22 protein-coding genes are annotated in these 23176 nt (G+C 40.8%); 6 read left to right on the top strand and 16 right to left on the bottom strand.

The genetic code is table 11. The features are described 5' to 3' along the window. Positions 1-859: AraC family transcriptional regulator (locus tag L693_RS0122285; RefSeq protein ID WP_025720104.1), on the top strand; the 859-nt coding region annotated here is incomplete at its 5' end. A gap of 139 nt (positions 860-998) precedes the next feature. Here the strand turns inward: L693_RS0122285 and L693_RS0122280 are convergent. Genes L693_RS0122280 through L693_RS0122270 form a run of 3 tightly spaced genes read right to left on the bottom strand, consistent with a single transcriptional unit; the run spans position 999 to position 3147 of the window. After that, positions 999-1880: a MetQ/NlpA family ABC transporter substrate-binding protein gene (locus L693_RS0122280; RefSeq protein ID WP_025720103.1), complete on the bottom strand. Its 882-nt coding sequence runs from the start codon at positions 1878-1880 to the stop codon at positions 999-1001. Positions 1881-1909: 29 nt separating this feature from the next. Then, positions 1910-2680 carry an SDR family NAD(P)-dependent oxidoreductase gene (locus L693_RS0122275; RefSeq protein ID WP_025720101.1) on the bottom strand — a complete coding sequence of 257 codons (771 nt, stop codon included), beginning with the start codon at positions 2678-2680 and terminating at the stop codon, positions 1910-1912. 5 nt (positions 2681-2685) lie between these two features. Continuing rightward, positions 2686-3147 carry an S-ribosylhomocysteine lyase gene (locus L693_RS0122270; protein WP_007428584.1) on the bottom strand — a complete coding sequence of 154 codons (462 nt, stop codon included), beginning with the start codon at positions 3145-3147 and terminating at the stop codon, positions 2686-2688. Between the two features lie 257 nt (positions 3148-3404). Here L693_RS0122270 and L693_RS0122265 point away from each other — a divergent pair, with 257 nt between their 5' ends. Continuing rightward, positions 3405-4208, top strand: coding sequence for a GTP pyrophosphokinase (locus L693_RS0122265; protein ID WP_025720100.1), 804 nt, complete (start codon positions 3405-3407; stop codon positions 4206-4208). A 164-nt stretch (positions 4209-4372) separates the two neighbouring features. Here the strand turns inward: L693_RS0122265 and L693_RS30770 are convergent, their stop codons facing one another. The 11 genes from L693_RS30770 to thrS form a co-directional block, all read right to left on the bottom strand. Beyond that, entirely contained in the window at positions 4373-4537 is a 165-nt protein-coding gene (locus tag L693_RS30770) for a hypothetical protein (RefSeq protein ID WP_197030028.1), read from the bottom strand. A gap of 98 nt (positions 4538-4635) precedes the next feature. Continuing rightward, complete coding sequence (locus L693_RS0122255) at positions 4636-6759, bottom strand: peptidase domain-containing ABC transporter (protein ID WP_025720098.1); 2124 nt, start codon at positions 6757-6759, stop codon at positions 4636-4638. A gap of 55 nt (positions 6760-6814) precedes the next feature. Next, a complete protein-coding gene (locus L693_RS0122250) occupies positions 6815-9964 on the bottom strand; it encodes a type 2 lanthipeptide synthetase LanM family protein (protein ID WP_025720097.1) in 3150 nt (1049 codons plus the stop codon). 103 nt (positions 9965-10067) lie between these two features. Then, positions 10068-10259, bottom strand: coding sequence for a plantaricin C family lantibiotic (locus L693_RS0122245; protein WP_025720095.1), 192 nt, complete (start codon positions 10257-10259; stop codon positions 10068-10070). 187 nt (positions 10260-10446) lie between these two features. After that, a complete protein-coding gene (locus tag L693_RS0122240) occupies positions 10447-11220 on the bottom strand; it encodes an ABC transporter permease (RefSeq protein WP_197030027.1) in 774 nt (257 codons plus the stop codon). 4 nt (positions 11221-11224) lie between these two features. Next, positions 11225-12004 carry an ABC transporter permease gene (locus L693_RS0122235; RefSeq protein ID WP_025720092.1) on the bottom strand — a complete coding sequence of 260 codons (780 nt, stop codon included), beginning with the start codon at positions 12002-12004 and terminating at the stop codon, positions 11225-11227. Next, positions 11997-12920, bottom strand: coding sequence for an ABC transporter ATP-binding protein (locus L693_RS0122230; protein WP_025720090.1), 924 nt, complete (start codon positions 12918-12920; stop codon positions 11997-11999). Before L693_RS0122230 ends, L693_RS0122235 begins: the two co-directional genes overlap by 8 nt. Positions 12921-13049: 129 nt before the next feature. Continuing rightward, entirely contained in the window at positions 13050-13958 is a 909-nt protein-coding gene (locus L693_RS0122225) for a sensor histidine kinase (RefSeq protein ID WP_025720089.1), read from the bottom strand. 11 nt (positions 13959-13969) lie between these two features. Continuing rightward, positions 13970-14689 carry a response regulator transcription factor gene (locus tag L693_RS0122220; RefSeq protein WP_442950189.1) on the bottom strand — a complete coding sequence of 240 codons (720 nt, stop codon included), beginning with the start codon at positions 14687-14689 and terminating at the stop codon, positions 13970-13972. 30 nt (positions 14690-14719) lie between these two features. Continuing rightward, positions 14720-15403, bottom strand: a complete 684-nt coding sequence (locus L693_RS0122215; RefSeq protein ID WP_025720085.1) for a response regulator transcription factor — start codon at positions 15401-15403, stop codon at positions 14720-14722. Positions 15404-15686: 283 nt separating this feature from the next. Beyond that, a complete protein-coding gene (gene thrS / locus L693_RS0122210) occupies positions 15687-17600 on the bottom strand; it encodes a threonine--tRNA ligase (RefSeq protein ID WP_025720084.1) in 1914 nt (637 codons plus the stop codon). 480 nt (positions 17601-18080) lie between these two features. Between thrS and L693_RS0122200 the strand changes: the two genes are divergently transcribed. Beyond that, on the top strand, positions 18081-18635 hold the full coding sequence (locus L693_RS0122200; RefSeq protein WP_025720082.1) for a TetR/AcrR family transcriptional regulator: 555 nt from the start codon (positions 18081-18083) through the stop codon (positions 18633-18635). A gap of 12 nt (positions 18636-18647) precedes the next feature. After that, a complete protein-coding gene (locus L693_RS0122195; protein WP_025720080.1) occupies positions 18648-19076 on the top strand; it encodes a DUF3995 domain-containing protein in 429 nt (142 codons plus the stop codon). Between the two features lie 98 nt (positions 19077-19174). Here L693_RS0122195 and L693_RS0122190 read toward each other — a convergent pair whose 3' ends face one another. Beyond that, positions 19175-19597, bottom strand: coding sequence for a MarR family winged helix-turn-helix transcriptional regulator (locus L693_RS0122190; protein ID WP_025720078.1), 423 nt, complete (start codon positions 19595-19597; stop codon positions 19175-19177). 179 nt (positions 19598-19776) lie between these two features. Between L693_RS0122190 and L693_RS0122185 the strand changes: the two genes are divergently transcribed. Both L693_RS0122185 and L693_RS0122180 read left to right on the top strand, forming a co-directional pair. Continuing rightward, a complete protein-coding gene (locus L693_RS0122185; protein ID WP_025720076.1) occupies positions 19777-21237 on the top strand; it encodes an MFS transporter in 1461 nt (486 codons plus the stop codon). A gap of 92 nt (positions 21238-21329) precedes the next feature. After that, positions 21330-21830, top strand: a complete 501-nt coding sequence (locus L693_RS0122180) for an NAD(+) diphosphatase (RefSeq protein ID WP_025720074.1) — start codon at positions 21330-21332, stop codon at positions 21828-21830. Between the two features lie 87 nt (positions 21831-21917). On the opposite strand, the gene L693_RS0122175 is transcribed toward L693_RS0122180, so the two are convergent. Beyond that, entirely contained in the window at positions 21918-22994 is a 1077-nt protein-coding gene (locus L693_RS0122175) for a Gfo/Idh/MocA family protein (protein ID WP_025720073.1), read from the bottom strand. Positions 22995-23176 lie beyond the last annotated feature (182 nt).

The raw sequence follows: 23176 nt of genomic DNA, 5'->3' as shown, positions 1-23176 counted from the left end.
CGATGTTTCATTTCCATACATCATGTACACCCATACTGTTCATAAAAGTATCCCTGAAGGTAGAGGATTTAATGATTTACATTGGCACGAAGAGCTACAAATCACTTTGGTTACTAAAGGAAAAATAGTTATACAAGTTAATGGGATTGATCATGAATTAGAAACAGGCCAGGCCATTTTAATTAATAAGAGCGTCCTTCATGTCACTACGCACCTGACACATAACGGTCAATATGTCAGTTTTAATTTTCCGGAAAAGCTGCTTGCCTTTTATGCAGATAGTGCGATGGAAAAAAATTATGTACTTCCTTATATCAACTCTTCCTTAGTGTCATTAGTAATAAAGGGAGATGTTGAATGGGAAAATCAAGTACTAGAAATGCTTTGGGATATGAAAAAGAAATTTGATATGAAAAAAAACTGGGGGTGGGAATATGAGGTCTCTATCAAAACTGTACAATTATGGTTCACCTTAATTTCTAACATTTCGCTTTCTTCCGAGGAAGCACCTAAATACATGAAACTGCAGCAGGAAAGACTTCAATTGATGCTTAGCTTTATCCACCAAAACTACTCAGACAGTATAACACTGCAAGAAATTGCTGATGCAGCACATTTAAGTATTTCGGAATGCACTCGTAGTTTTAAGAAAACAATTCATATGACACCTTACGACTACTTAATTAAGTACCGTATCAAGAAAAGCAGCGAGTTATTAATTTCTACAGATTCTACAATAACTGAAATAGCCCACAGCGTGGGTTTCAATCATGTAAATCACTTTATTCAGTCTTTTAAAAAACATTATGATCGAACACCTAAAGATTTCCGGAAATTTAGAAATGAAATCAAGGATTAAAGATTATTGGAGGTACCGGGAAACACTAAGTTTAACAAAAGCAGCGGCGAACAAAAGCTTATATCCCCCCAAACATTATCGAACCGAAAGCCTCTAACGAACAAAAGAGGTCAACCAAAAACTGGCTGACCTCTTTTGTTTATTTCGAAGATTGACCTTCCAAATAAGAGACAGGCTCTTTAACCTCTACTTTGGTACCGCCAAATTCATCTTTAATGTATTTTTGAGTATCCTCATTATGGTAGAGAGCCGCTAATTTTTGCAGTCCTTTGTCATTTTCCTTAGCGGATGTAGTGACCAGGACGTTAATATTGTTTTTGGTCGCCTGACTGATTTCTTCGTGGAACAAGGAATCTTTCAGCACATTCAGGCCACCCTCTAAAGTAATCGTATTCCCGATCAATACCAAGCCCACATCTTGAATGACACGCGGTCCTGTTTTATCGTCGATCAATTCGAATTTCAGGTGTTTAGGATTGCTGGTAATATCATTGACTGTACCCAGAGCATCATCAAAGCCAGCTTTGAGCTTAATTAAACCAGCTGCCTCTAACAGCTTCAAACCTCTTGCCGTATTGGCCGGGTTATCCGCCAATGCCACCAATGCCCCGTCAGTCACTTCATTAATGCTTTTAAATTTTTGTGAATAAATCCCCATAGGCTCCAGATAAGTTGTGGCTATAGCCTTCAAATCCGCTTTGCTCTCTTTGTTGTAGCTCACCAGATACGCCCACGATTGGAACGCATTCACGTCCACATCGCCATCTCTGGTCGCATTGTTCGTCTCGATTCCACCGTTAATTTCCTTCACCTGAATGTCCAGCTTGGCATCCTTGGCTGCCTGAGATTGGGCAATATGCTTCCAAATCTGAGCGTCAGAGCCCATGGAGCCGATGACTACCTTTTGCGTTTCCGAGCCGGAAGCGGAGCTGGAGCCGTTACTTTCAGTGCTTTTATTACCGCATCCTGCGGCCGCCAATAATAAACTAATTCCTAATAGTACAGCGAATGATTTCTTCATCTATATTTCCCCCAGATCATGCTAGTATGCTAGTGCATCGTCATTCCGCCTGTAACATTAATCGCTTGTCCTGTCATATATGCGGAGAGCGGACTTGCCAGAAACAGCACCACATTGGCGACATCCTCCACCTCAGCCGTTCTCCCCAAAGGTACCTGCGAGCAGTCTTCCTCGTATATTTCTTGAGCAGTCATTCCGCGAATGATGCCCCCTTCAATCCGTTCCCGATGTTTCATCGGTGTTTCTACAATGCCGGGACATACAGCGTTGACCAAAATGTTATGGGCAGCAAGCTCAACCGCCATCACCTTGGTCAACCCGAGAACCGCATGTTTGGAGGCACAATATCCGCCCATGGCCCGATAACCATTTTTCCCGGCTTGCGAGGCAATCTGAATAATTCGCCCTGGTTTATGTGCATCCACCATTTCTTTGGCAAAACGTTTGGACGCTACATACAATCCGGTTGAATTGATTGAAAAGACTTTCTCCCAGTCGGCTAATTCGGAGTCAATGACATAATCCATCGTAGAAGTGCCTGCGCAGTTCACCAATATATCAGGAACTCCCGCTTCGCTAAACAGTACATCACACCATCTTTCGATATTATCCGGCTTGGATATGTCCAAATGAGTTTCAATCAGTTGTGAATTGACCACTCTATACGGCTCTTCATAAGAAATATCAGCAGAAATGACTTTAGCTCCACTTTGAATGAAAAGCTCGACAATCCCCTTGCCTATACCTGACTTGCCGCCTGTCACTACCGCTGTCTGATGAGATAAGTCAATCGAAATCATAGATTTTAAAATACTCTTTCAAAAGGATCGCGGCTAATGCCAGCCTCCAATACAATCTTCACATATTCCTGCGCGGAAAAAAGAGAGTGGTCCTTGTAGTTTCCGCATTCCAAAGCCGTAACCGCTGGAACCTCTGTCGTTTCCAGAATTCTTTTCAAGGTTTTTTCCAGAGCAAGTGCGATTTCCTCAGGCTCATGTTCATTCCATAAAATCAGGTAAAATCCCGTTCTGCATCCCATCGGAGAAATATCAATAATGCCTTTGATTTCATCTCGCAAATACGTCGCTAACAAATGCTCCAGCGTATGTACAGCGGCTGTTGGAAGTGCATCTTCATTCGGCTGCAAAAATCTCAAATCATACTTTTGGACCGTGCTTCCTTTTTCATCATGCTCTACTCCAGCTGCTCTTACATAAGGGGCTTTTACAATTGTGTGATCTAATTGAAAACTTTCTACTTTCGCCATTATTCTCATCCTCATTTTCTGTGTGATTTATATTTAAGCATTTTGCATAATTCTAAAAAATCAGATGTCTCAAATCAGCATTTTTGTAATTATACATCGGTTTACTCGGTTTTACCACCATAATTATTATTTTTTTTCACTTTGCATTCCCTGATCTCCTTTGCCTGCGGGTTTTGACATAGTGTACAATATATAAGGTAGTGCCTGTTTGCGAAATAGATCGAGGACATCGTAAGCCTCATTGAGGAGAATGCCCTGTGAATGAACCGGATTGGAAGCAATTGAATGCTGTCCCTTTGCCTCTACAGGAATTCCAGCTGCAGCTGGATCAGAACAGTGTGAACGCCAAGCAATTGGAGGAGTGGAGAAAAATCCCCGTCCTGTATCAGTTGGCTTTGGAGGAATTAAAGAACAAAATCAAGCTGATTCAAACCGAGTGGAAGCTGTTGGACGGTTTTAGCCCGATTGAGCATATTAAAACCCGCATCAAGGAGCCACGCAGCATCGTGGAAAAGGTTCGGCGCAAAGGGTATGAAGTTACCCTGGATAATATACTGCGGGAAATTCATGACATTGCAGGCATGCGAGTGGTATGCGCTTTTGTCAAAGATATTTACCGTCTGATGGATCACCTCCGTACACGAGAAGACATTCGTATTCTGGAGGTCAAGGACTATATTGCCCATCCCAAGCCCAACGGATATCAGAGCCTTCATGTCATTGTGGAAATTCCACTCATCCTGTTTGAAGGTACGCGCTGGATCAAGGTTGAAATTCAGCTGCGCACACTGGCTATGGATTTTTGGGCCAGCATGGAGCACATTTTGTACTATAAGTTCGATAAGAAAGTGCCTGAGCATGTCATTAACGGATTATCCGAGGCTGCACGTGCAACCTATGAGCTGGATCAGAAAATGCTGAAGCTGCGAAGCGAAATTTTATCGCTTAGCGAGGAGCAAAATCAAGAAGAATCCTCCGAGCAGCCAACTGCTGCGGAAGCTTCTTCGAAGACACTCTCCCTCGCCACGGATCACGCCGAATCCCGGCCGCAGACCTGCTAGGACTTCAATACTTATCTGGTAACTTGATCATTCGGTCAGGGCGACAACAGCCTTGGCTCAGCTTTGCTAAAACCTATGCATTCTGTAATGTACAAAAAAAGAGCCATCAAAACCACGTTCATCATGGTTTTGATGGCTCTTTTGCTCATTTTTCCAATCGAATATTATTGCTTCTCACGGATCTCTGTGCTGATTTTCTCAACGATGTCCGCAATGCTGAGCGATCCCAGACCGCCTTCGCCCCGTTTGCATGTAAGAAATAGTTCATTAAGCAATAAATTGATGTTCACGGGTACCTTCCAACTGTGAGGCTGCTTCTTAATGAACATCGCATCACACTCGTCAATTGTTCTGGCACCCGTCTTGCTTCCTCAACGTAAAGACAGCGGTAATCGCTGCTTAAGCTAACATAGTGAAGATGGTTTAACTATATACTCATTAGGCCTCGTTCATTATACAAAATATTTTCGTAGTAATTCCCTCTACATTTAATTAATTGATCATGGGTTCCATGTTCGATAATCTCGCCATTAGACACAACATATATTCGATCTGAATCTTGAATAGCATTTAATCTATGAGTTACCGTTATCTGAGTAATTTCGATGTTTTTCAAATTTTCAAAAATCTTTTTTTCTGTTAAAGGGTCCAGATTACTTGTAGCTTCGTCGAAAATTATAATCTCTGGATTGGAAGCCAGAGCACGTGCTATAGCAATTCTTTGCTTTTGACCACCAGATAAGTTCTGACCATTTTCACCAATAAAAGTATTTAACTTTAATGGAAAACCCATTACATCGTTTTTTAGTTCAACCAGATTGAGTAATTCATAAATTTGAGCATCTGTTAAGTTTCCGAACATATCAATATTATTTCTTATAGTGTTATTGATAGCCATAGGTATTTGTGTAACAGCTCCAAATAACTTATCAATGGATTCACGTTCTATTTGCTTAATGTTATTATCATTGAGAATAATTTCTCCAGAATAGCGTGAAAATACGTTTAGTAGTAATTTGGTAATCGTTGTTTTCCCACTTCCTGAAGCTCCAACAATTGCAATTTTTTCTCCCTTTTCAATAATTATATTAATGTCAATAATATCATTTTTCCCACCATCTGTATAAGCGTATGATACATTTTTTAGCTCCAAGCTTTCAAAATGTTCAATCGTTATTTCACCAGTCTGTTCATCCGTTTTATAGTTCAAAAACTCCTTTAACCGTATAATCGTTTCTTTTAAATTGCTAATTTGAGGTAGGACCACCGAAAGTGTTCTGAATGGGTTTATGAAAAAAGTCGAAAAGGTCACAAATGCAATAAGAGCTCCTAGAGTAAGCTGATCATTTTTAATTAAAATGCCACCGACCGCATATATAATAATAGGAGTGACTATATTGATAGCTGTAAGAATAGATTCCATGAGATCAGACAACTGTATTTTTTGCTTTAATAAGTTTAAACAGTCATCATACTTCTTATGAACATTGCTGCTGAGAATATTCTCAAAATGCATACTTCTTATTTGTGAAACATTGTTTAATATTTCGACCAAAATGCCATCTAAACGACTTTTATCCGCATAATAATTTTGGATCTTTTGTTTTAATTTTAAATTGAGAACATACGTAATATTCAGTTGGACTAGCGTAATTACTGCAATCAAAAAAAATAAAATAAATGATTGATACAACATCACAGCCCCGCAGAAGACTGCTGTTAATAAATCAATGAATGTCAGGATTAACATTCCTGAGAAAAAACCATAAATGTCACTTACACTATTGAAGCGACTAGCCAAATCGCCTGAGGAATGATTTTCAAAAAAAGATAAATCAATTTTAAATAATTTCTTGATCATCTGTGTAACTGTTTTTTTATATATTTCATTTTGCAACAATAAAACAACTCTTTTTTTCGACCAGTTTAATACAAAATATATAAAACCTAAAACCAAAGTGCAATTGATGATAATTATCATGTTTTCATCTTTATCCGCTTCGATCTGATTCACAATATATTGGATCACCAGAGGCGGAATTAAAATCAGGGCTTGTGTTAATATGGTAAGAAATATGGCCATTATAAATTTCTTTTTATTAATATGTATTTCTAATTTTGGTGCCTTGCTAGCATATTTTATTCCCTCTTTAGGTTTTAAACATAAAAGGACGGTATGACAATGTTCTTGGATATCAGAGAAACTCATCGTTTTTTTCCCTTCAATCGGATCCAGCATGACATAGCCTTTTTTTGTTCTTTTAGAAATAACGACATAATGATTGGTTTTTAAGCATATTATAGCCGGCAGATGTTGAATGAAATTATTTTCATCGTAGTAATCCCGAAAAGCATGGAAAGAGAATCCATGCTTTTCGGCGATTTCCTTCATCATACTTAACGTCATACCATTTCGTCCTATATGAATAGAAGCTTTTACATCTACAATACTAACTTTATGTCCGTAATATCGAAAAAGCATAGCTAAACAGGCAGGACCACAATCCGTCGTGCCGAGCTGGCGAACTAAAGGAACTTGTCTCTTACGCAACACCTATACCTTCTTTCATCAAAGGTTCACTAAAATACGTAACAGATTTCGATTGTTATATATCCAAAGCTAACACACATGGCAGGGATTCATCTAAATCCCTAAGCAAAGAATATCCCATACCAGCTAATCCCGTCATAAATCCCGGTGTTTTATGTCCAAACAGATACTCTCTACTAAAAATACTCTCTCCGTTGCATATTTTCCTAGCAATCCAATATCTACTTGCATGGATTAATTCTTCAACTGTATTATCAGGAAATAATTTATTATATTCTCGTAAAATTTCAGTATTTCCCAGATTTCCATGGCATAAACAATCATTATGGCTAAGACCAGAGGCTACGGTAGTATTCACAGCCAGTTTCATATCCTGCAGTATCCCCTGTTTCTGTTCTGAGGAACAATAAGGATACATTTTACTTCTTCCCAGAAGTATCCCGGCCGCTCCATGACACCACGCTGTCATATAAACTTTCTGGTCAGAGCTCTTTTCTCCAAAGAAAACTCTTTCATCCTTCCAGTTTTGATGCTCCAGATCATAAAGTGAATTTTCAAATTGTAGTCCAGATAACGCCGATCTAGTAAAATCTTCATTATTCGTTTCGTACCCTAGCTTACTCAAAGCAAGCGCAATACCGGAAATGCCGTGTGAAAAACCAGCTAAGGCGTTCTCACTTCCCTTTCCTAACCAGCTCACACCCCTTTCACCGTGTTGCTGGTTTTCAAGCAAAACATACCCGGCTTTACTTGCTTCTTCAATATATTTTTGATCATTCGTTAACTTGTATAGATTCAACAATGCCAAGATTGCTCCGGCATTACCAAAACAAATATCAAACCCCGTATCTCCCATAATGGCCTCACTCACTACAGCAACGTGTTTTTTAGCATAGTTTAAATATGCCTCTTCACCTGTTATTGAATATAAAATCTCATAAGTATACAACAATGATCCTTCTCCGGAAAAGGCACCGCTTGCTTCCTGGTCTAATCCCGTGCTCCGATCGCAAATCTCATCCGTGTACGAAAACAATGCGTTTTTTAATGCATTACAGATTACACTGTAATCATGACAAGGATTCAACTTATTTAGAGCATTAAAAAAAATAGCAATGCCTGTTAAGCCGTCATACAAATAGGTATTTAAAGGACGGATGTCCCAAGTCGTATCGTCGTCTTTACCGACCGCTGAAATACCAATCCAATTGACATCACTCTTATCTTCATTCAGCACACATTTCTCAAGAAGTCCATCCGCAATTTTCAAAACGGCTTTCAACCATAGCGTTTTATCTCTTAGTTCACCAGGCTTAAAATTTATCGTCGTAAAATTATTTTGCTCTTTGACTACCTCTATATCATTTAGGTTTGTTAAGCTTATTCGAATGTATCTGAGTTGTTCCTCTAAATCGGCGTCACTCAAGTTTGCTATCTTTTCATGTAAACATTTCATACTCGTTTTGGGGAAATAATCCTTAATTTCTTTATCGTCATTCCCAAACAAGGACCTTTTATCTGTATATATATAAAAATAGGGTACATCCATATTTAGCATATCCGCTATTTCCATTTTTGTAATTTCACATGAGTTGTGGATAATCTTCCAGTTACTAAACAATGTGCCCAGTAGCAGATGGCGATCCTTAGCATCTTGAAGAAAATCGGGATGATAAGAGGTATGTAACAATAAATAGTATCTTTGCGTGTCTTGTACAAGATGTCTGACTTTTAGGTTTGCAAACAGGTTTACTTTCTCTAATGTCTCTTGTTTGTTTTGCAAGACGAACATACATACATCCCTAAATCCAGAAATGACCTGATCGACAAAGCCTGAAATAGAATAACCGTCACCATTAATTGTAGGAAGATTCTGAGTGAATTTTGTTCTAGGATGTTCATAAACGAAGTGCATATCACTCGTTCCCTTAGCCTCAATTCTCGGTATTGCAACAGGGTATTCTACATTTTCTTTTCCTTTTGCCGCACTAAGATCAATTCCCCCTCCTTTACGAATCAAACGCCGTTGTGGTAATAAGCCTGAATACAGAACAGATTCTCGCAGTGTGTCGTTAATCATTGCTCGCGCGGAATCCTTTGGAAACTCTTCTTTATTATCTAAAAGAGTTTCCCCATCAATAATCACTGGATATTCTCCTGCAGCTATAAGATTTTCTTTATGTAAATCATTTGAACCTAAGATGAAATGAGTGAAAATCAATATCCCAAACCGATAATAATATCGGTTTAACGCCTCGTTATCACTACACGACGTATGGCTAACAAATTCTTCCCAGCCATATTCACCACAATCCGTTATTTTGTAATCTTTCATGGTATACTTGGCAGACGAGGATACAAACATCAAAAATTCATGATACGCTATATCTATCTTCAAGTTACGGGGCTTATAAACGATTTTCACATCATTATCGAGAGTTAATATAATGACTGTTTTTCCTTTTTGATGCGAGTCAGACATGCTTGAATTAAAAGCTGTAATATGTTTAAACTCATTCCCTCTGCAAAAATCCTGCACAATTAAGTTGTGATCTTTTTTTAATCTACTTAGCACAAGAGAATAATTGTCCACTTGATTCATTATGGCCTCATAAATCATCCTAAACAAACATGGATATATATTCATTAACTCTGTAACATAATCTTGATCACTCAAAACTCTGTTGTTATAATCCAAATATTCTTCTCGTGCATTTCTTCCGTATAGTTCATTATTTTTTTTTGATAAATGCATTTCAAAAATCAAGGTGCCGACGGAAATTTTATTTAATTGTTCAAGCAGATTGACGTAGAAATCGGTTTCCACACATTGTTCTATTGAACCCTTTACCTTCTCATTTAATTTAAACAACCCGATTTTAATAAACGGGATATAAAAGTTAAAGAAGAATAAAACTTCTTTCTCATCAAAGTTTAATGGAGAGAATATAGTATTGGTAAATTGTTTATTAAAATATATTTTTTTCAAATCAGTGATGTCAGCCCATGAAGTAAATCCATGAACTTCATACTCATCAGACGATAGAATTGTATTTAAGTTCAAGTCATAGCTTTTTTCAAAATCACTAATAATTCCTTTTCCGAGGATTTTTTCCCAATATTCATACATATTAGAATTATATATTTTATTTTCTGCATTCTGGTACTCTCTTTCAGTTATATAAGAGTATTTTAAGTTCTCCATCTGCAAACACCTCTTTTTTTCTAAAGTAACAATCTGGATCCGCCCCAATAGATAGAATTAATAAAATTCCAAATCTTTATGTCCTTTTAGTTGTCAGCTACATTTAGCAACAGGAGTACCAGTGAGTTCCCGCACATTCGTGTGTAAGCGTACAAATCGCTCCACCAGAAGTCCATGGGATTCCCCCACCTGCTGCAAAGTTTTGCAATTCTGCTTCACCAAGTTCCTCCATAACATTGCCTGCCGGATGCATAAATTCTCCTCTGCTAATTGGGTTTCTCAATTCATTTTTCATAGCTCATTTCTCCTTTACATAAATTTTATTGAGGCGGATGCGGATTGCTACTTTCCTATCAAAATCCACTAACCCTTCCAACAGAAAACATCTTATCATACCAACCTTGCCTTAACCTTGCCCTAACCTTGCCTTAACCTTGAAAATAAAATAGACTCTCCAGAAGGAGAGTCCTTAGTTAAACTGCTTAATGCTTTCTTAATGATTTATTGCCAAACTTGTCTGTCAACGGTGCAGGTGTCTTACTTCTTTTCCCCATTACAGCGATTAGAACAATAGAAATAAGAAAAATGGCGAGCAAAGTTAAATAACAAAGAGGCGAAGAGCCCCCTTCTCCTTGATAGTTTATTATATCTAGCCCTGCTGTAATTGGATACACACTAGTAAGGTCATGTCCAGAAGCAAAAGCCCCTACAAGGCCATAAAAAAACGCAAAGCCGACTCCCACCAAAAATCCGTTTGCACTATGACTTGTCAATATAATTATAGGCAAGACCGCTAAATATACACATACGTTTATGCCTATCATTTGAAAAAAAGATTGAACCAGCATTTTAGCAGCTAATCCCGGATAATGACTCAATAGAAATATAAACAATGTAAGTCCAAAGCTAACAACTCCAAGAAAAATCGCGATCAGACCTACCGTAATCAATTTTCCAATCAGCAGGCTACGAAAAGATAAAGGGACAGTCAAAATATTTTTTAATGTATCATTCACCTGTTCCCTAGTAATAATATAACCTGACATTAATGTTATTGTGGCAGGAAAAAACAAGCTGAAATTATTCCAGATGACCAAATTTGAAAAGCTCTCAAAAGTAGGTACTGTTCCGTTAGAGGCAGTCACCATATAACGTGACAATAAAACGAGCAACAGCATAGCTGCAATCCCGATCCAAATGATAGAGTAGCGCTTTAATTTGATGATTTCTGTTTTCACCAATACGCACATGTTCATTTGTTCACACCTCCCGTTTCCTATAAATCTGAATTATGGCGATATAGGACAAAATAGCCATGATCGCAATGGTGATTACGACCTGAGACAAGGGCAACATGAAAGGTGCAAGTTCAGAGTAATAATACAGCGATGGCGATACGAATACATTCCAATGCCAACGATTAATAATTGGAGAAGGGAATATACCGTATAGCAACTTTATAATGGGAATCCTAGACTGGAACCCCCCTAATATCAAAGCAAAATTAAAAACATCATAAAATAACACAATGATAATCGAAATAATATAAGAACGATTAAAAAAAACAATGGCAATGACGATTGGAAGTGTTCCCGCTGTTAATAACAATCCTGTTATTGTCCCCACTTCAAACTTATAAAGTACATCATTAATTCCACCTAAAAGCAATCCACCAATGATTGAGGAGCCTGCAGATGCAGTAGAAAAAATAAATCCAAAGATAAACAATACAATAAGTTTAGAGGTAACAATTCGAAGAGTGCTTATGGGAATCGTCCTTAGATTTTTCAAGGTATCATGGTCCCTTTCCATGAAAAATAGCATTGTCGCCACGATGCCCAAAACAAGGGGAAGCATCCAAATTTGTCCGTAACCTATAATCCCAACAAATAATTTGTCAAACACTCTCACGTTACCAAGACTGCCCTTTAATGCCAGCATAGTAAAAAGAAACGGAAATAAGAAGGCTCCCAAAATAACAAACATCACAAACTTTTTCCGTTTTAACTTTGTGAGTTCACACTTCACCAATCTAAGCAATACCCACACCTCCGGTGACTCTTTTAAAGTAATCTTCAAGTGTATCCTCACAGGTATGTGCCTCGAACAAATCTATTCCATTTTCTATAAAAAAACGGGTAATGGTCGAAATCGGCAATGATGTTTCGTACAGGCGGATACTTCGATCATTCTCCACATGAAAATTATGTGTATTAAATCTCCTTTCCAGCAGACGAGCCGCTTGTGATGCATCAGAGACAATAAAGTGGACATATTTATTATTTTTCTGTTCTAATTCTTTCAAACTTTCTTCTTCCAAAAGCACACCGTGATCAATAATTCCAATATCATCTGCCAGTAAAGAAATTTCAGATAAAATATGGCTAGAGATTAAAATCGTCTTCCCTCTTTGTGTACATAGATTCCGTATATATTCACGGATCTCAGCAATACCGATGGGATCAAGTCCATTGCTTGGCTCATCCAGTATCAGTAGCTCAGGATCGTGCATGACCGCTAACGCGATAGCCAGACGTTGCTTCATGCCAAGGGAATATTGCGAGTATAATTTTTTATCCCGAAATGCAAGCCCCACCACTTCCAGCGTGTTTTCAACAGCATTACGGCTTGAAATCCCCCGCAGATCCGCAAAAAGCTTCAGGTTTTCCGTCCCCGTCAAATTTGGATAGAAGCCCGGTGATTCAATCAGGCTGCCAATACGAGGAAGTATTTTTTTTCCGTCAGTACGAATATCCTTGCCAAAGATGTGAACCTCACCAGTTGTAGGCTGTGTAAGATTGAGCAGCATCTTCATAGTTGTCGTTTTTCCCGCACCATTACGACCTAACAATCCATAAATTCTCCCCTTTTTCACATGGATATTGAGATTGGCTACGCTTTTCTGTTCTCCAAATTGTTTGGTTAAATTAACGGTCTCAATAATATATTCGTTCATGCTCGTACTCCTTTATGTGTTTTAAGGTTACAAGTTCATTTTATTATTCCATCCTGGATTTAAACATGGAGCTAACCTAGAAATGAAGAGTCCCTACAAAAGTAAGGACTTCAAAAAACGAACAATTATTTATTTTACCAATGGAAGACAGATCTTGAACTCGGTATTTTGATTCGGTTCACTTTGAACGTTAATCGTTCCTTGGAGCTTTTTTACAAGTTGTTGTACGATAGAAAGCCCTAGTCCGCTACCTTTATGGGAGCGATTCTGATCTATTTTGTACAGCCGAGAAAATATAAACGGCAAATCCTGTTTCAGAACCCCTTTCCCATTATCTTCAACTATGATAACTACATTTGTACCTTGTTCAGCAACATGAATCGAAATACAATTGGCTCCGCTATGATCTACTACATTTTGAATTAAATTGTTTATGATGCGGAAATAAGCATCCTTATCTATCTGAACCATAATCTGTTGTTCTGGAATGGTAATGTCATATTTCATAGGGATACTTTCAAATACAGGTAACCAATCTTGTAGAATAGTGCGGGTCAGCTCTGTTAATTCCACGTTATGCAGCACAAAGGTTTCTTCATCTGAACGAAGCTTGGACCATTCAAAAAGCTTATTCACGTGCTCTTTCAAATCGTGTGATTTCAGACGTGCTATTTCGATGAACTCTTCTCTTTCATCCCCTACAACGATCCCCTTATTCACCGCATCCAAGTAGCCAATAAGCGTCGTTAAAGGTGTGCGGACGTCATGGGACAGACTGGTCATTAATTGCTTGTTCAACTCTTCAGCCCGTTTAAATTCAATGATCTGAGCATGAAGATCATATACAATCTCATTAACTTTATAACAGATTGAGGAAGTGATATCATTTGGAGCAGCGAGAATCTTACGATCCTTGTCCCCCGCTGCAATATCAGTCAGTATTTCGTAGACTTCATTTAATTTGCTCGTAATACGACAAAGCTTCGCCAACATCAATACAACAATCGTACATAAAGTACCTATGATAAGAAGCAACACTAATTTCCTCCCTATACTCCACGATTAAACCGATAGCCCATACCTTTTACGGTCTGAATATAGGTTGGATTATTCGCATCTAATTCAATTTTCTTCCTTAATCGGCTAATATATCCCATGATATTGGCATCATCATATGCGTATTGTTCTTGCCACACCCGTTCATAAATCTGCTGCTTCGTAAGGACTTTCCCTTGGTTCTCAGCAAGATAACACAAAATCTCAAACTCTTTGACCGTGAGTTCTACCTCTTCTTCATTAACTAATACGATGAAAGTTTCTAATTCAATAGTAAGTCCTTGAAAAATAAGCTTCTTTAAGCCCTCTGCGGGAGAAAAATTAAACATGGTATACCTACGAATCAGTGACAGTACTCTGGCGATAAATTCGTCCACATCAAAAGGCTTAGTCATATAATCATCAGCGCCTATTCGCAGTCCATGCACTTTATCTCGATTTTCTACTTTAGAAGTCAACATGAGCACGGGAACTTGACTAATCTCCCTAATTTTTGCAATTGTATCAAATCCGTCTATTTCTGGCATCATGATGTCAAGCACAATCAATTGGAATTCTGTATGTAGGAGCAATCTAAGACCATCATTGCCGTTGTGACAGATTACAGCGTTTATGTTTTCCTTGCCAACACATTTCTCCAGTAACTTACACAGGTCCTTATCATCATCAATAATCAGGATTGTATGATTCATCTCTCCAGCCTGATCACCCATCATCATTCGCTCCTTAATAATGTACAGTCGTTATTCATGTTCAACAAAACGGTATCCTACTCCTTTAATATTTTGTATATTCGCTGAACTCTTTTCAATTTTTTTACGGATTTTACTAATGTGAGACATGATATTATTATCATCATACATGTATTCTCTTTTCCATACTTCTTCATATATTTGTTTTTTAGTATAAATACGATTACAATTTTGGGCCAAATAGAATAAAATATCAAATTCCTTACCTTTCAATTCAACATTTCTCCCATCTATTACAACAACTCGTTTATTAGGATCTATTTCTAGCGAATTAAAGAATAATTTTTTTTCAAGCTCGGATACATTGTTTAGCACGGTATAGCGCCTAATTAAAGATTGTACCCGTGCAACGAATTCATTTCTTTCAAAGGGTTTTGTCATATAATCATCTGCCCCTAGCCTCAATGCGCAGACATTATCAACCGTTTCATTTTTAGCATTTAACATCAAAACAGGCACACAACTAGCTGTTCTTATTTTTTGTAATACCTCAAATCCGTCTATATCATTTAGCTTAACGTCCAACACAATTGAAATATATTTACCTCTAGAAAATCTTAATAAACTTTCTTGTCCCGAATGTGTGAATTCCACAGCTAGATTATTTTCGGTTAGAGCTTTAACAAGTTCCTTACACAAATTCTCATCACTTTCAATAATAAAAATTTTATGCATTTGCTAAGTTCACCTACTCCTAAAAATGAGTGTCACATACGAAAATTATAAAATTGTAATAAAAGCATTCTGGTTCTATGTATTCCATTATAATACATAATTGCAATTCAATTTAAACACCATTTATATACATATTACGGATTCTCGAATCAAGTGCAACAGAACTTCTGCTTGGCTTAGCTCTGTAAAGCCTATGTATTGGATTATTTACAAAAAAAAGAGCCATCAAAACCACATTCATCATGGCTTTGATGGCACTTTTGCTTATTTTTCCAATCGAATATTACTGCTTCTCGCGAATCTCTGTACTGATTTTCTCAATGATATCCGCAATGCTGAGTGATCCCAGATCACCTTCGCCCCGTTTGCGAACCGCTACAGTACCGGTTGTTTTTTCATTTTCCCCGATGACGAACATATATGGAACCTTCTCCAATTGCGCTTCACGGATTTTATAGCCAAGCTTCTCATTGCGAGTATCCACTTCGACACGCAGACCCGCTTGCAGCAGTGCTTCCTGCACCTGATTGGCAGTCTCGATATAGTTCTCGGATACAGGCAGCAGCTTCGCATGGACAGGCGCCAGCCACAATGGGAACGCACCTGTAAAATGCTCAGTCAGGATGCCCATGAAGCGGTCGATTGATCCGTAGATGGCACGGTGAATAACAACTGGACGGTGCTTCTGATTGTCCTCGCCCACATAAGTAAGGTCGAATTTCTCAGGCATTTGGAAGTCCAATTGAATCGTTCCGCACTGCCAGCTGCGTTTGAGCGCATCGAGAATGTGGAAGTCGATTTTCGGACCGTAAAATGCTCCATCTCCCGCATTGATACGGTAGTTGATACCCAAGTGATCCAGCACGTTTTGCAGAGCTTGCTCCGCTTGATCCCACAACGCTGGCTCGCCCATAAAGTCATCCGGACGTGTGGACAGCTCCACTGTGAAGTCAAAACCAAACACACTATACATTTCGTTAATCAGCTTGATTACGTCGGTAATCTCTTGTTCGATCTGACCAGGTGTTACAAAAATATGCGCATCATCCTGACAGAATGTACGAACACGCATCATGCCGTTCAACGCACCGGACAGCTCATGGCGATGCACTTGTCCAAATTCGGATATACGAATCGGCAGATCGCGGTAAGAATGAAGCTCATTTTTAAACACAAGCATATGTCCCGGGCAGTTCATCGGTTTCAGAGCGAATGTAGTTTCATCTACTTCGGAAAAGTACATATTTTCCTTGTAATGCTCATAGTGTCCCGATTGCTCCCACAGACGATTGTTCATCATCAGCGGTGTGCGTACTTCTTCATAGCCATGCAGGCGTTGAATCTCACGGGAGTAATCCTCCAGCGCAGTCCGAACAACCATACCTTTAGGCAGGTAGAACGGCATACCCGGCGCTTCTTCGGAGAACATGAACAGCTCCAGCTCTTTACCCAGCTTACGGTGGTCGCGTTTTTTTGCTTCCTCCAGCAGGTGCAGATGCTCATCCAGTTGTGCTTTTTTCGGGAATGCAGTTCCGTAGATACGTTGCAGCATCTTGTTATTGGAATCGCCTCTCCAGTATGCGCCCGCTACACTCAGCAGTTTAAAGGCTTTAATGCGGCCAGTAGATGGCAAATGCGGGCCACGACACAGGTCAAAAAATTCGCCTTGATCATAGATCGTAATTTCTGCATCTTCCGGCAAATCACGGATCAGTTCGAGCTTCAACGGATCTTCCAGCTCTCCAAAAATACGAGTCGCTTCCTCACGGCTGACCACACGACGTGTAATCGGCAAATTTTCCTGCGCAATCTTGGTCATTTCCTTCTCGATCTTCGCCAGATCGTCAACGGACAACGGGTTTTCGATGTCTATGTCATAGTAGAAGCCACTGTCAATGACCGGACCAATACCCAGCTTCACGTTTTTCTCGCCATAAATGCGTTTGAGGGCCTGTGCCAGCAAATGTGCTGTACTGTGACGATAAATTTCCAGACCGTCCCCACTGTCCAGTGTAATAATTTCAAGGTCAACGTTTTGATCCAAAACGGTGTTCAGATCTACAGCCTTCCCGTTCACTTTACCTGCTACTGCATTCTTTTTCAGCCCGGAGCTGATCGAACCCGCCACGTCGGCGATCGTTGCGCCCTGCTCGTACTCGCGTACGGCTCCATCCGGCAATTTCACTTGAATACTCACGATTAAAGCCTCCATTCAAATTGTGTACTATATCAAAATTGAACGCAAAAAAACGCCTCTCTCCCTCAAGGGACGAGTGCGTTCAGCTCGTGGTTCCACCCTAGTTCGGCCCGCTCCTATGCATAAAACATGCTCATGCAAGACATGCGTGACCCTCCATTGGTATCCGTTAACGGGGATAAAGCGGTAGGCGCTTACTGATGTCACTGCCACATTGCACAGCTACACGTTCAACGTCACGGCTACAAAGGGGTAACTTCACATGCGGTTGCCGGAAAAGCTCTCAGCCTTGTCTTTTCTCTCTGAACGGCCCTTCAAGGAAATCATGTCTTTGGTCAATGCCTTGAATATTACTATATGCTACAGCATTATAGATGAAATTTGCAGCTATTTCAAGAGGGTGTTTATGTAAAATGCTGTGGTATAATACTATCTAGACGGTATCGTACAGAAAAAAGTGGAGAAAGGAGGCAGAGGAAGATGCCCAAAATCATTGTTACCGAAGAACAATGGGTCCAGGAAGGAATTGAACGGTTTGCACAGGGTGGAATCGAGCAGCTCGTTATCGAAAAAATGGCTGCCTCTTTAGGATGCAGTAAAAGCAGCTTTTATTGGTATTTTGACAATCGCAACAGCTATATTCGACAGATTGTCGAGACCTGGAGGGAGCAGACGACACAGCAAGTTATGGCGGCGTCTATGGCCCATGCTACCGCAGAGGAGCGGATCAGAAACTTGCTGAACCAGATGTTCGGGACGGTGAAACGGGGAGATTTTCTGTTTTATCTACGGAAACTTTCAGCCAAGGATGAACCTTACCGCTCCATTCTGAATGAAGTGGAGCAAATGCGAATGGTGTTTATGAAAGAGCTGCTAATACAAAAAGGGATGCAGCCAGAGAAAGCCTTTCAGAGATCATGGATGCTATACCATTATTACTTAGGATGGTACGAGCGTCACAAGCATGAGACGTTAAGTGACGAATCGATTCAGCAACATATTCACATGATTTGGACGGAATGGATTTTGAACTAAGGAGGATGTTATATGTTGGATTTTCTCACCTGGACGGTTGGCGGAATTCTGCTTGTATTGAGCGGTGTGCATATATATTGGGTATTGGGCGGAAAATTCGGTTCCAAGGCAGCGATCCCAAGCACGGAAACAGGTATGCTCTTTGAGCCATCTCGAATGGGAACGACGATTGTCGCCATTTTATTAGCTTTAGCAGCCTGGCTTGTCTTTGAATTAGGGGGGGTTACACAATTGCTCTCTTTCAATTCCTTCTATTCCTATAAAGCAGGCTTGTTATCGTGTTTATTTATTTTACGTTCTATAGGAGATTTCAGATGGGTCGGTTTTTTCAAGCGGAAAAAGGGAACCGTCTTTGCAAAATGGGACAGTGTACTCTACTCGCCCCTTTGTTTTCTTTTGGGATCGGCACTTGTGGTCATTTTGTTTTTGCGCACGGATTAAGCTCTAACCCACAACTTGCAGCCTAAAAATTTGTTCCTGAAAGCCGGAAAGCAGTTATCGCAGAGCGTCCTCTGTGATGGCTGCTTTTTCAACTTGCTTTATTCGTCGGGCTCTACACTAATTCTTTGCAGCAAGTCGATGAGAATATCTTCTTCCTCGTCAGATAAATTACGGACAAGGCCAGCATTGAGTTCTTCCAGAATTCCTTGCAGGACAGGAAAAAATTCTAATGCCTTGGCCGTTGGGGACAACAGATGGGAACGACGGTCATTCGGGTCCATTTTTCGCTCAATGTAGCCGGATTCCTCCAACTGTCTCACCGAACGCGCAGTGGTTGCCTTGTCAAATTTAAGTTCATTCGTTAGCTGTTCCTGTGTGATGCCCGGACGCTGCAAAATAAGCTTTAAAAAGCTGTGCTGGCCGCCACTGCCGATTCCGTAAGGAGCCAATTTTTTGGACAAAAATTTTTGGTTTCGGCGATGTAGGTGGGAAATCAACTTTCCAATCGGTTTTTTTCTCATCAAACACACCTCATTGGCTTAAAAATTTCAAATCCACGGTTGGGACCAATGCAAAGTTTACAACAATATCGTTGCATACGCAACTAATTTGCTGTACACTAGAACCGTCATTTAGTTGCAAACGCAACTAATAGTAATGGTCCACAATAGTAATGGTCCACGATGAAGAGGTGCTAATCATGAGTTCAACCGCTGCAACCTATCAGGAAAATACCGAAATCCAGAAGAAACGATGGATGATTTTGATTGTATTGAATCTGTTCACGTTTATGTCCACCCTGGATGGAAGCATCGTCAATATTGCTCTACCGGTGTTGTCCCGCACGTTACATTTACCCGTAGCCCAAATTGAATGGGTAACAACCGCCTATTTGATGGCTATATGTACAGCTATTTTATTTTTTGGCAAGCTTGGAGATATTGTCGGCAAAATTAAAATATTCAAGATCGGCACGATCGTGTTCATTCTCGGCTCACTGTTGTGTGGTCTTAGTCCTTCGCTGCCTATGCTGCTAATCTCACGCATCATACAGGCAATCGGGGCGTCCATGACCATGGCCAATAGCCAAGGGATCGTGACGGATATCTTTCCGTCCTATGAACGAGGCAAGGCGCTTGGCCTTATCGGTACCTTCGTTTCTCTGGGTAGTATTGCCGGGCCGAGCCTGGGCGGGATTATTGTCTCCTCGCTGGGCTGGCAGTACATTTTCTGGGTCAATGTGCCGGTGGGGCTGTTGGCTGTCCTTCTGGGCTGGAAGCTTCTGCCGAAGGATTTGATCAAGGTGAAAGACAAGATCGACGTGCCCGGCAGCTTGGTGTTTGCTATTTTTATTCTCGCTTTATTCGCCGGATTGCTGCTGGGACAGCAGGTCGGATACGGAGACATCCGTATTATCGCTTCGCTGGTGGTCGCTGTGATTGCTTTTGTCGTATTCATTCGTTTGGAAATTCGCCGTCCAGGGCCGCTGCTACAGCTCGGTTTATTCAAAAACCGGTTGTTTTCGCTCAGTATATTATGCGCTTTTCTCGTCTTCGTCGCTAACTTCTGCTTTAACATCATTTCGCCCTTTTATGCGCAGAATATGCTGAATTTGTCGCCGTTTTATGCCGGCTTTCTGCTGATGCTATTTCCCATCTCCATGGTTATCGTCGCCCCTCTCAGTGGTGCGCTTTCCGATAAAATCGGATCTGAACTGCTCACTTTTGCCGGGCTTGTGGTCATGGCAATTGCCCAGATTGGCTTGGCTCGCCTCCATGCGGGCAGTCCCGTTCCGTTCGTTGGTCTGTGGGTCGCCATGCTGGGCATCGGCAGTGGCTTATTCCAATCGCCTAACAATTCGTTGATTATGTCCAAGGTCCCTCGTACGCAGCTCGGCTCAGCCGGAAGTGTCAACTCTCTGGTCCGTAACGTTGGTATGGTGGTAGGGATCACGCTGGCCACATCTATCCTGTTTTATATCATGAGCAAAGAGGCTGGATATCGCGTTACCGGATTAATTCCGGGTCACCCGGAAACTTTTCTGTCAGGAATGCATGTGGTTTTCATGACATCCGCATTCATCTGTCTTGTAGGAGCCCTGCTGACTGGCTGGCGGCTGATTGGAGCCAGACGGGCAAAGGTACAGCAGGAAAAGGGATAAAGACCGACAAAGGAACTAACCGCCCGTAGACAGAATGGTTATCGCAGAAAGCAGCATTACAACCCAAAAATGTGTTATAAGGTGGCGCTAAGATGAATTATTGCTATGAATGCGGAACAAAACTAATGGTGAAGGAGTGTGAAGGCGAAGGGCCTATCCCCTTTTGCAATACGTGCCAGGTCTTTCGGTTCCCGATATTCAGCACTGCAATCAGTACGGCTGTCTTCCATAGGCAGAGCAATAAAGTGCTGCTGATACAGCAGTACAATATCCAGGGTTTTATTTTGTTGGCGGGTTATGTGAGTAAGGGGGAATCCGCCGAGCAGACATTGGTGCGCGAGGTTATGGAAGAAGTCGGTTTACAAGTGGATGAGTATCAGTATATCCGCAGCGAGTATTTTGAACGAAGCAATACACTGATGCTGAATTTTGTGTCCATCGTGAACGATGATAGGCTGGATGTTCTCAGTGCGGAGATAGACCAGGCACGTTGGTTTACGCTGGAGGAAGCCAAACAGGCTATTTTGAAAAACAGCTTGGCTGAATCCTTCCTGCTGACCATTATTCAAAAGATTGAAGCAGGAGTCATTTGAATGGATGCAACGAGCGGAACTGTGAACCGCAAGAGAATCACCTTTTCAAGACTTCATCTTGTGGGCCACAGTTTATATGCTTGTCCCCTAGACTTCGACTAAACGTCCGTTCTCTCTCCAGGATTGCAGTATTCTTTCAAGGACCCACTGGTTTTTGTACCCGTCTTCGAACAATGGGGCACGATCCACAAGCTCCCCTCTTGCCAGCTTCACGAAGTCTCCATAGGCTGTATGATCATAGATTGCTGGGACAGTCCAAGTCTCGTATTCAGCATCCGGATGCTTGAGGTCACGCAGCACAATGCAGATATTCTCCCGGTTGTTGAGACTGGCATGCAGCGCACCAAGCTCGCCGTAGATATCAACTTCGATATCGTGATGTTTGCCAATGGCATTTTTGTGGGTGATGAATGTACCCACCGTATTATCGCCTAAAATTCCATGGAAGGAAGCGAAGTCTTCCACATCCACCTTTACAGGCAAACCTGTAACCGGATCAGGACGTTCGGGTGTAATCGTATGAAGCAGCGCTGCGACACTTTTAAATTCCCCTACCAGAAAACGAGCCAGGTCAATAATATGCGAGGCTGTATCGCCCACAACTCCAGAGCCTGCCTTGGCTGAATTATGACGCCATGTATACGGATGTTGCCGATACGGTGAGAATGCATCCATCAGATATCGGAATTGAATGTTATAAATGCTGCCCAGCTTGTGTTCATCCAGCAATTGCTTGGCATACTGGAAGGCTCTACCGTAACGATGCTTATAATGAACCAGCAAAGGTACCGGGTTCGCTGTATATAGCTTTTTCAACTGATCCGCTTCCTGCCACGTGAGTGTCAACGGTTTTTCTGCCAGGACGGCTTTGTGTTCTTCCAGCGCAATACGGATGATGTCAAAATGCACATCGTTCGGTGTCAGCGACAGAATCGCATCTACCTCCGGGTCACGGATTAAGGCTTCATAATGGGGATACTGCTTATAAGCGGGCAGCTTCAATTGTTCTCCAATATATTGAAGGCGATTGGGGTTCACATCACTGACGGCCACAATGGAAACCCCGGAGATCGTATGCAGTGATCTAATGTGATATTCAGCGATCAGGCCAAGGCCGATGACACCCATACGAATGAGTTTGGCTGGGGAGATGGAGATACTCATATGATCTGGATTCCTTTCTCTGCAATTTGACTTGATGCGTGCAGCAAATTCCTTTTTGCTATGCAGTATCACCCGTAGCCTTGCGGAATAGTCCCTACAGAAGCGACAGATATCCATAAAATAAAAAAACCTGCAATTCCACTGTGTGAACTGTGACCCGAAAGATGGACACTTTGAAAAAA

The sequence above is a fragment of the Paenibacillus sp. 1-18 genome, assembly GCF_000520755.1.
In the GTDB taxonomy this organism is placed as follows: domain Bacteria; phylum Bacillota; class Bacilli; order Paenibacillales; family Paenibacillaceae; genus Paenibacillus; species Paenibacillus brasilensis.
Note: the sequence above shows the minus strand (reverse complement) of the source record. Positions and strands in the feature narration are given on the sequence as shown.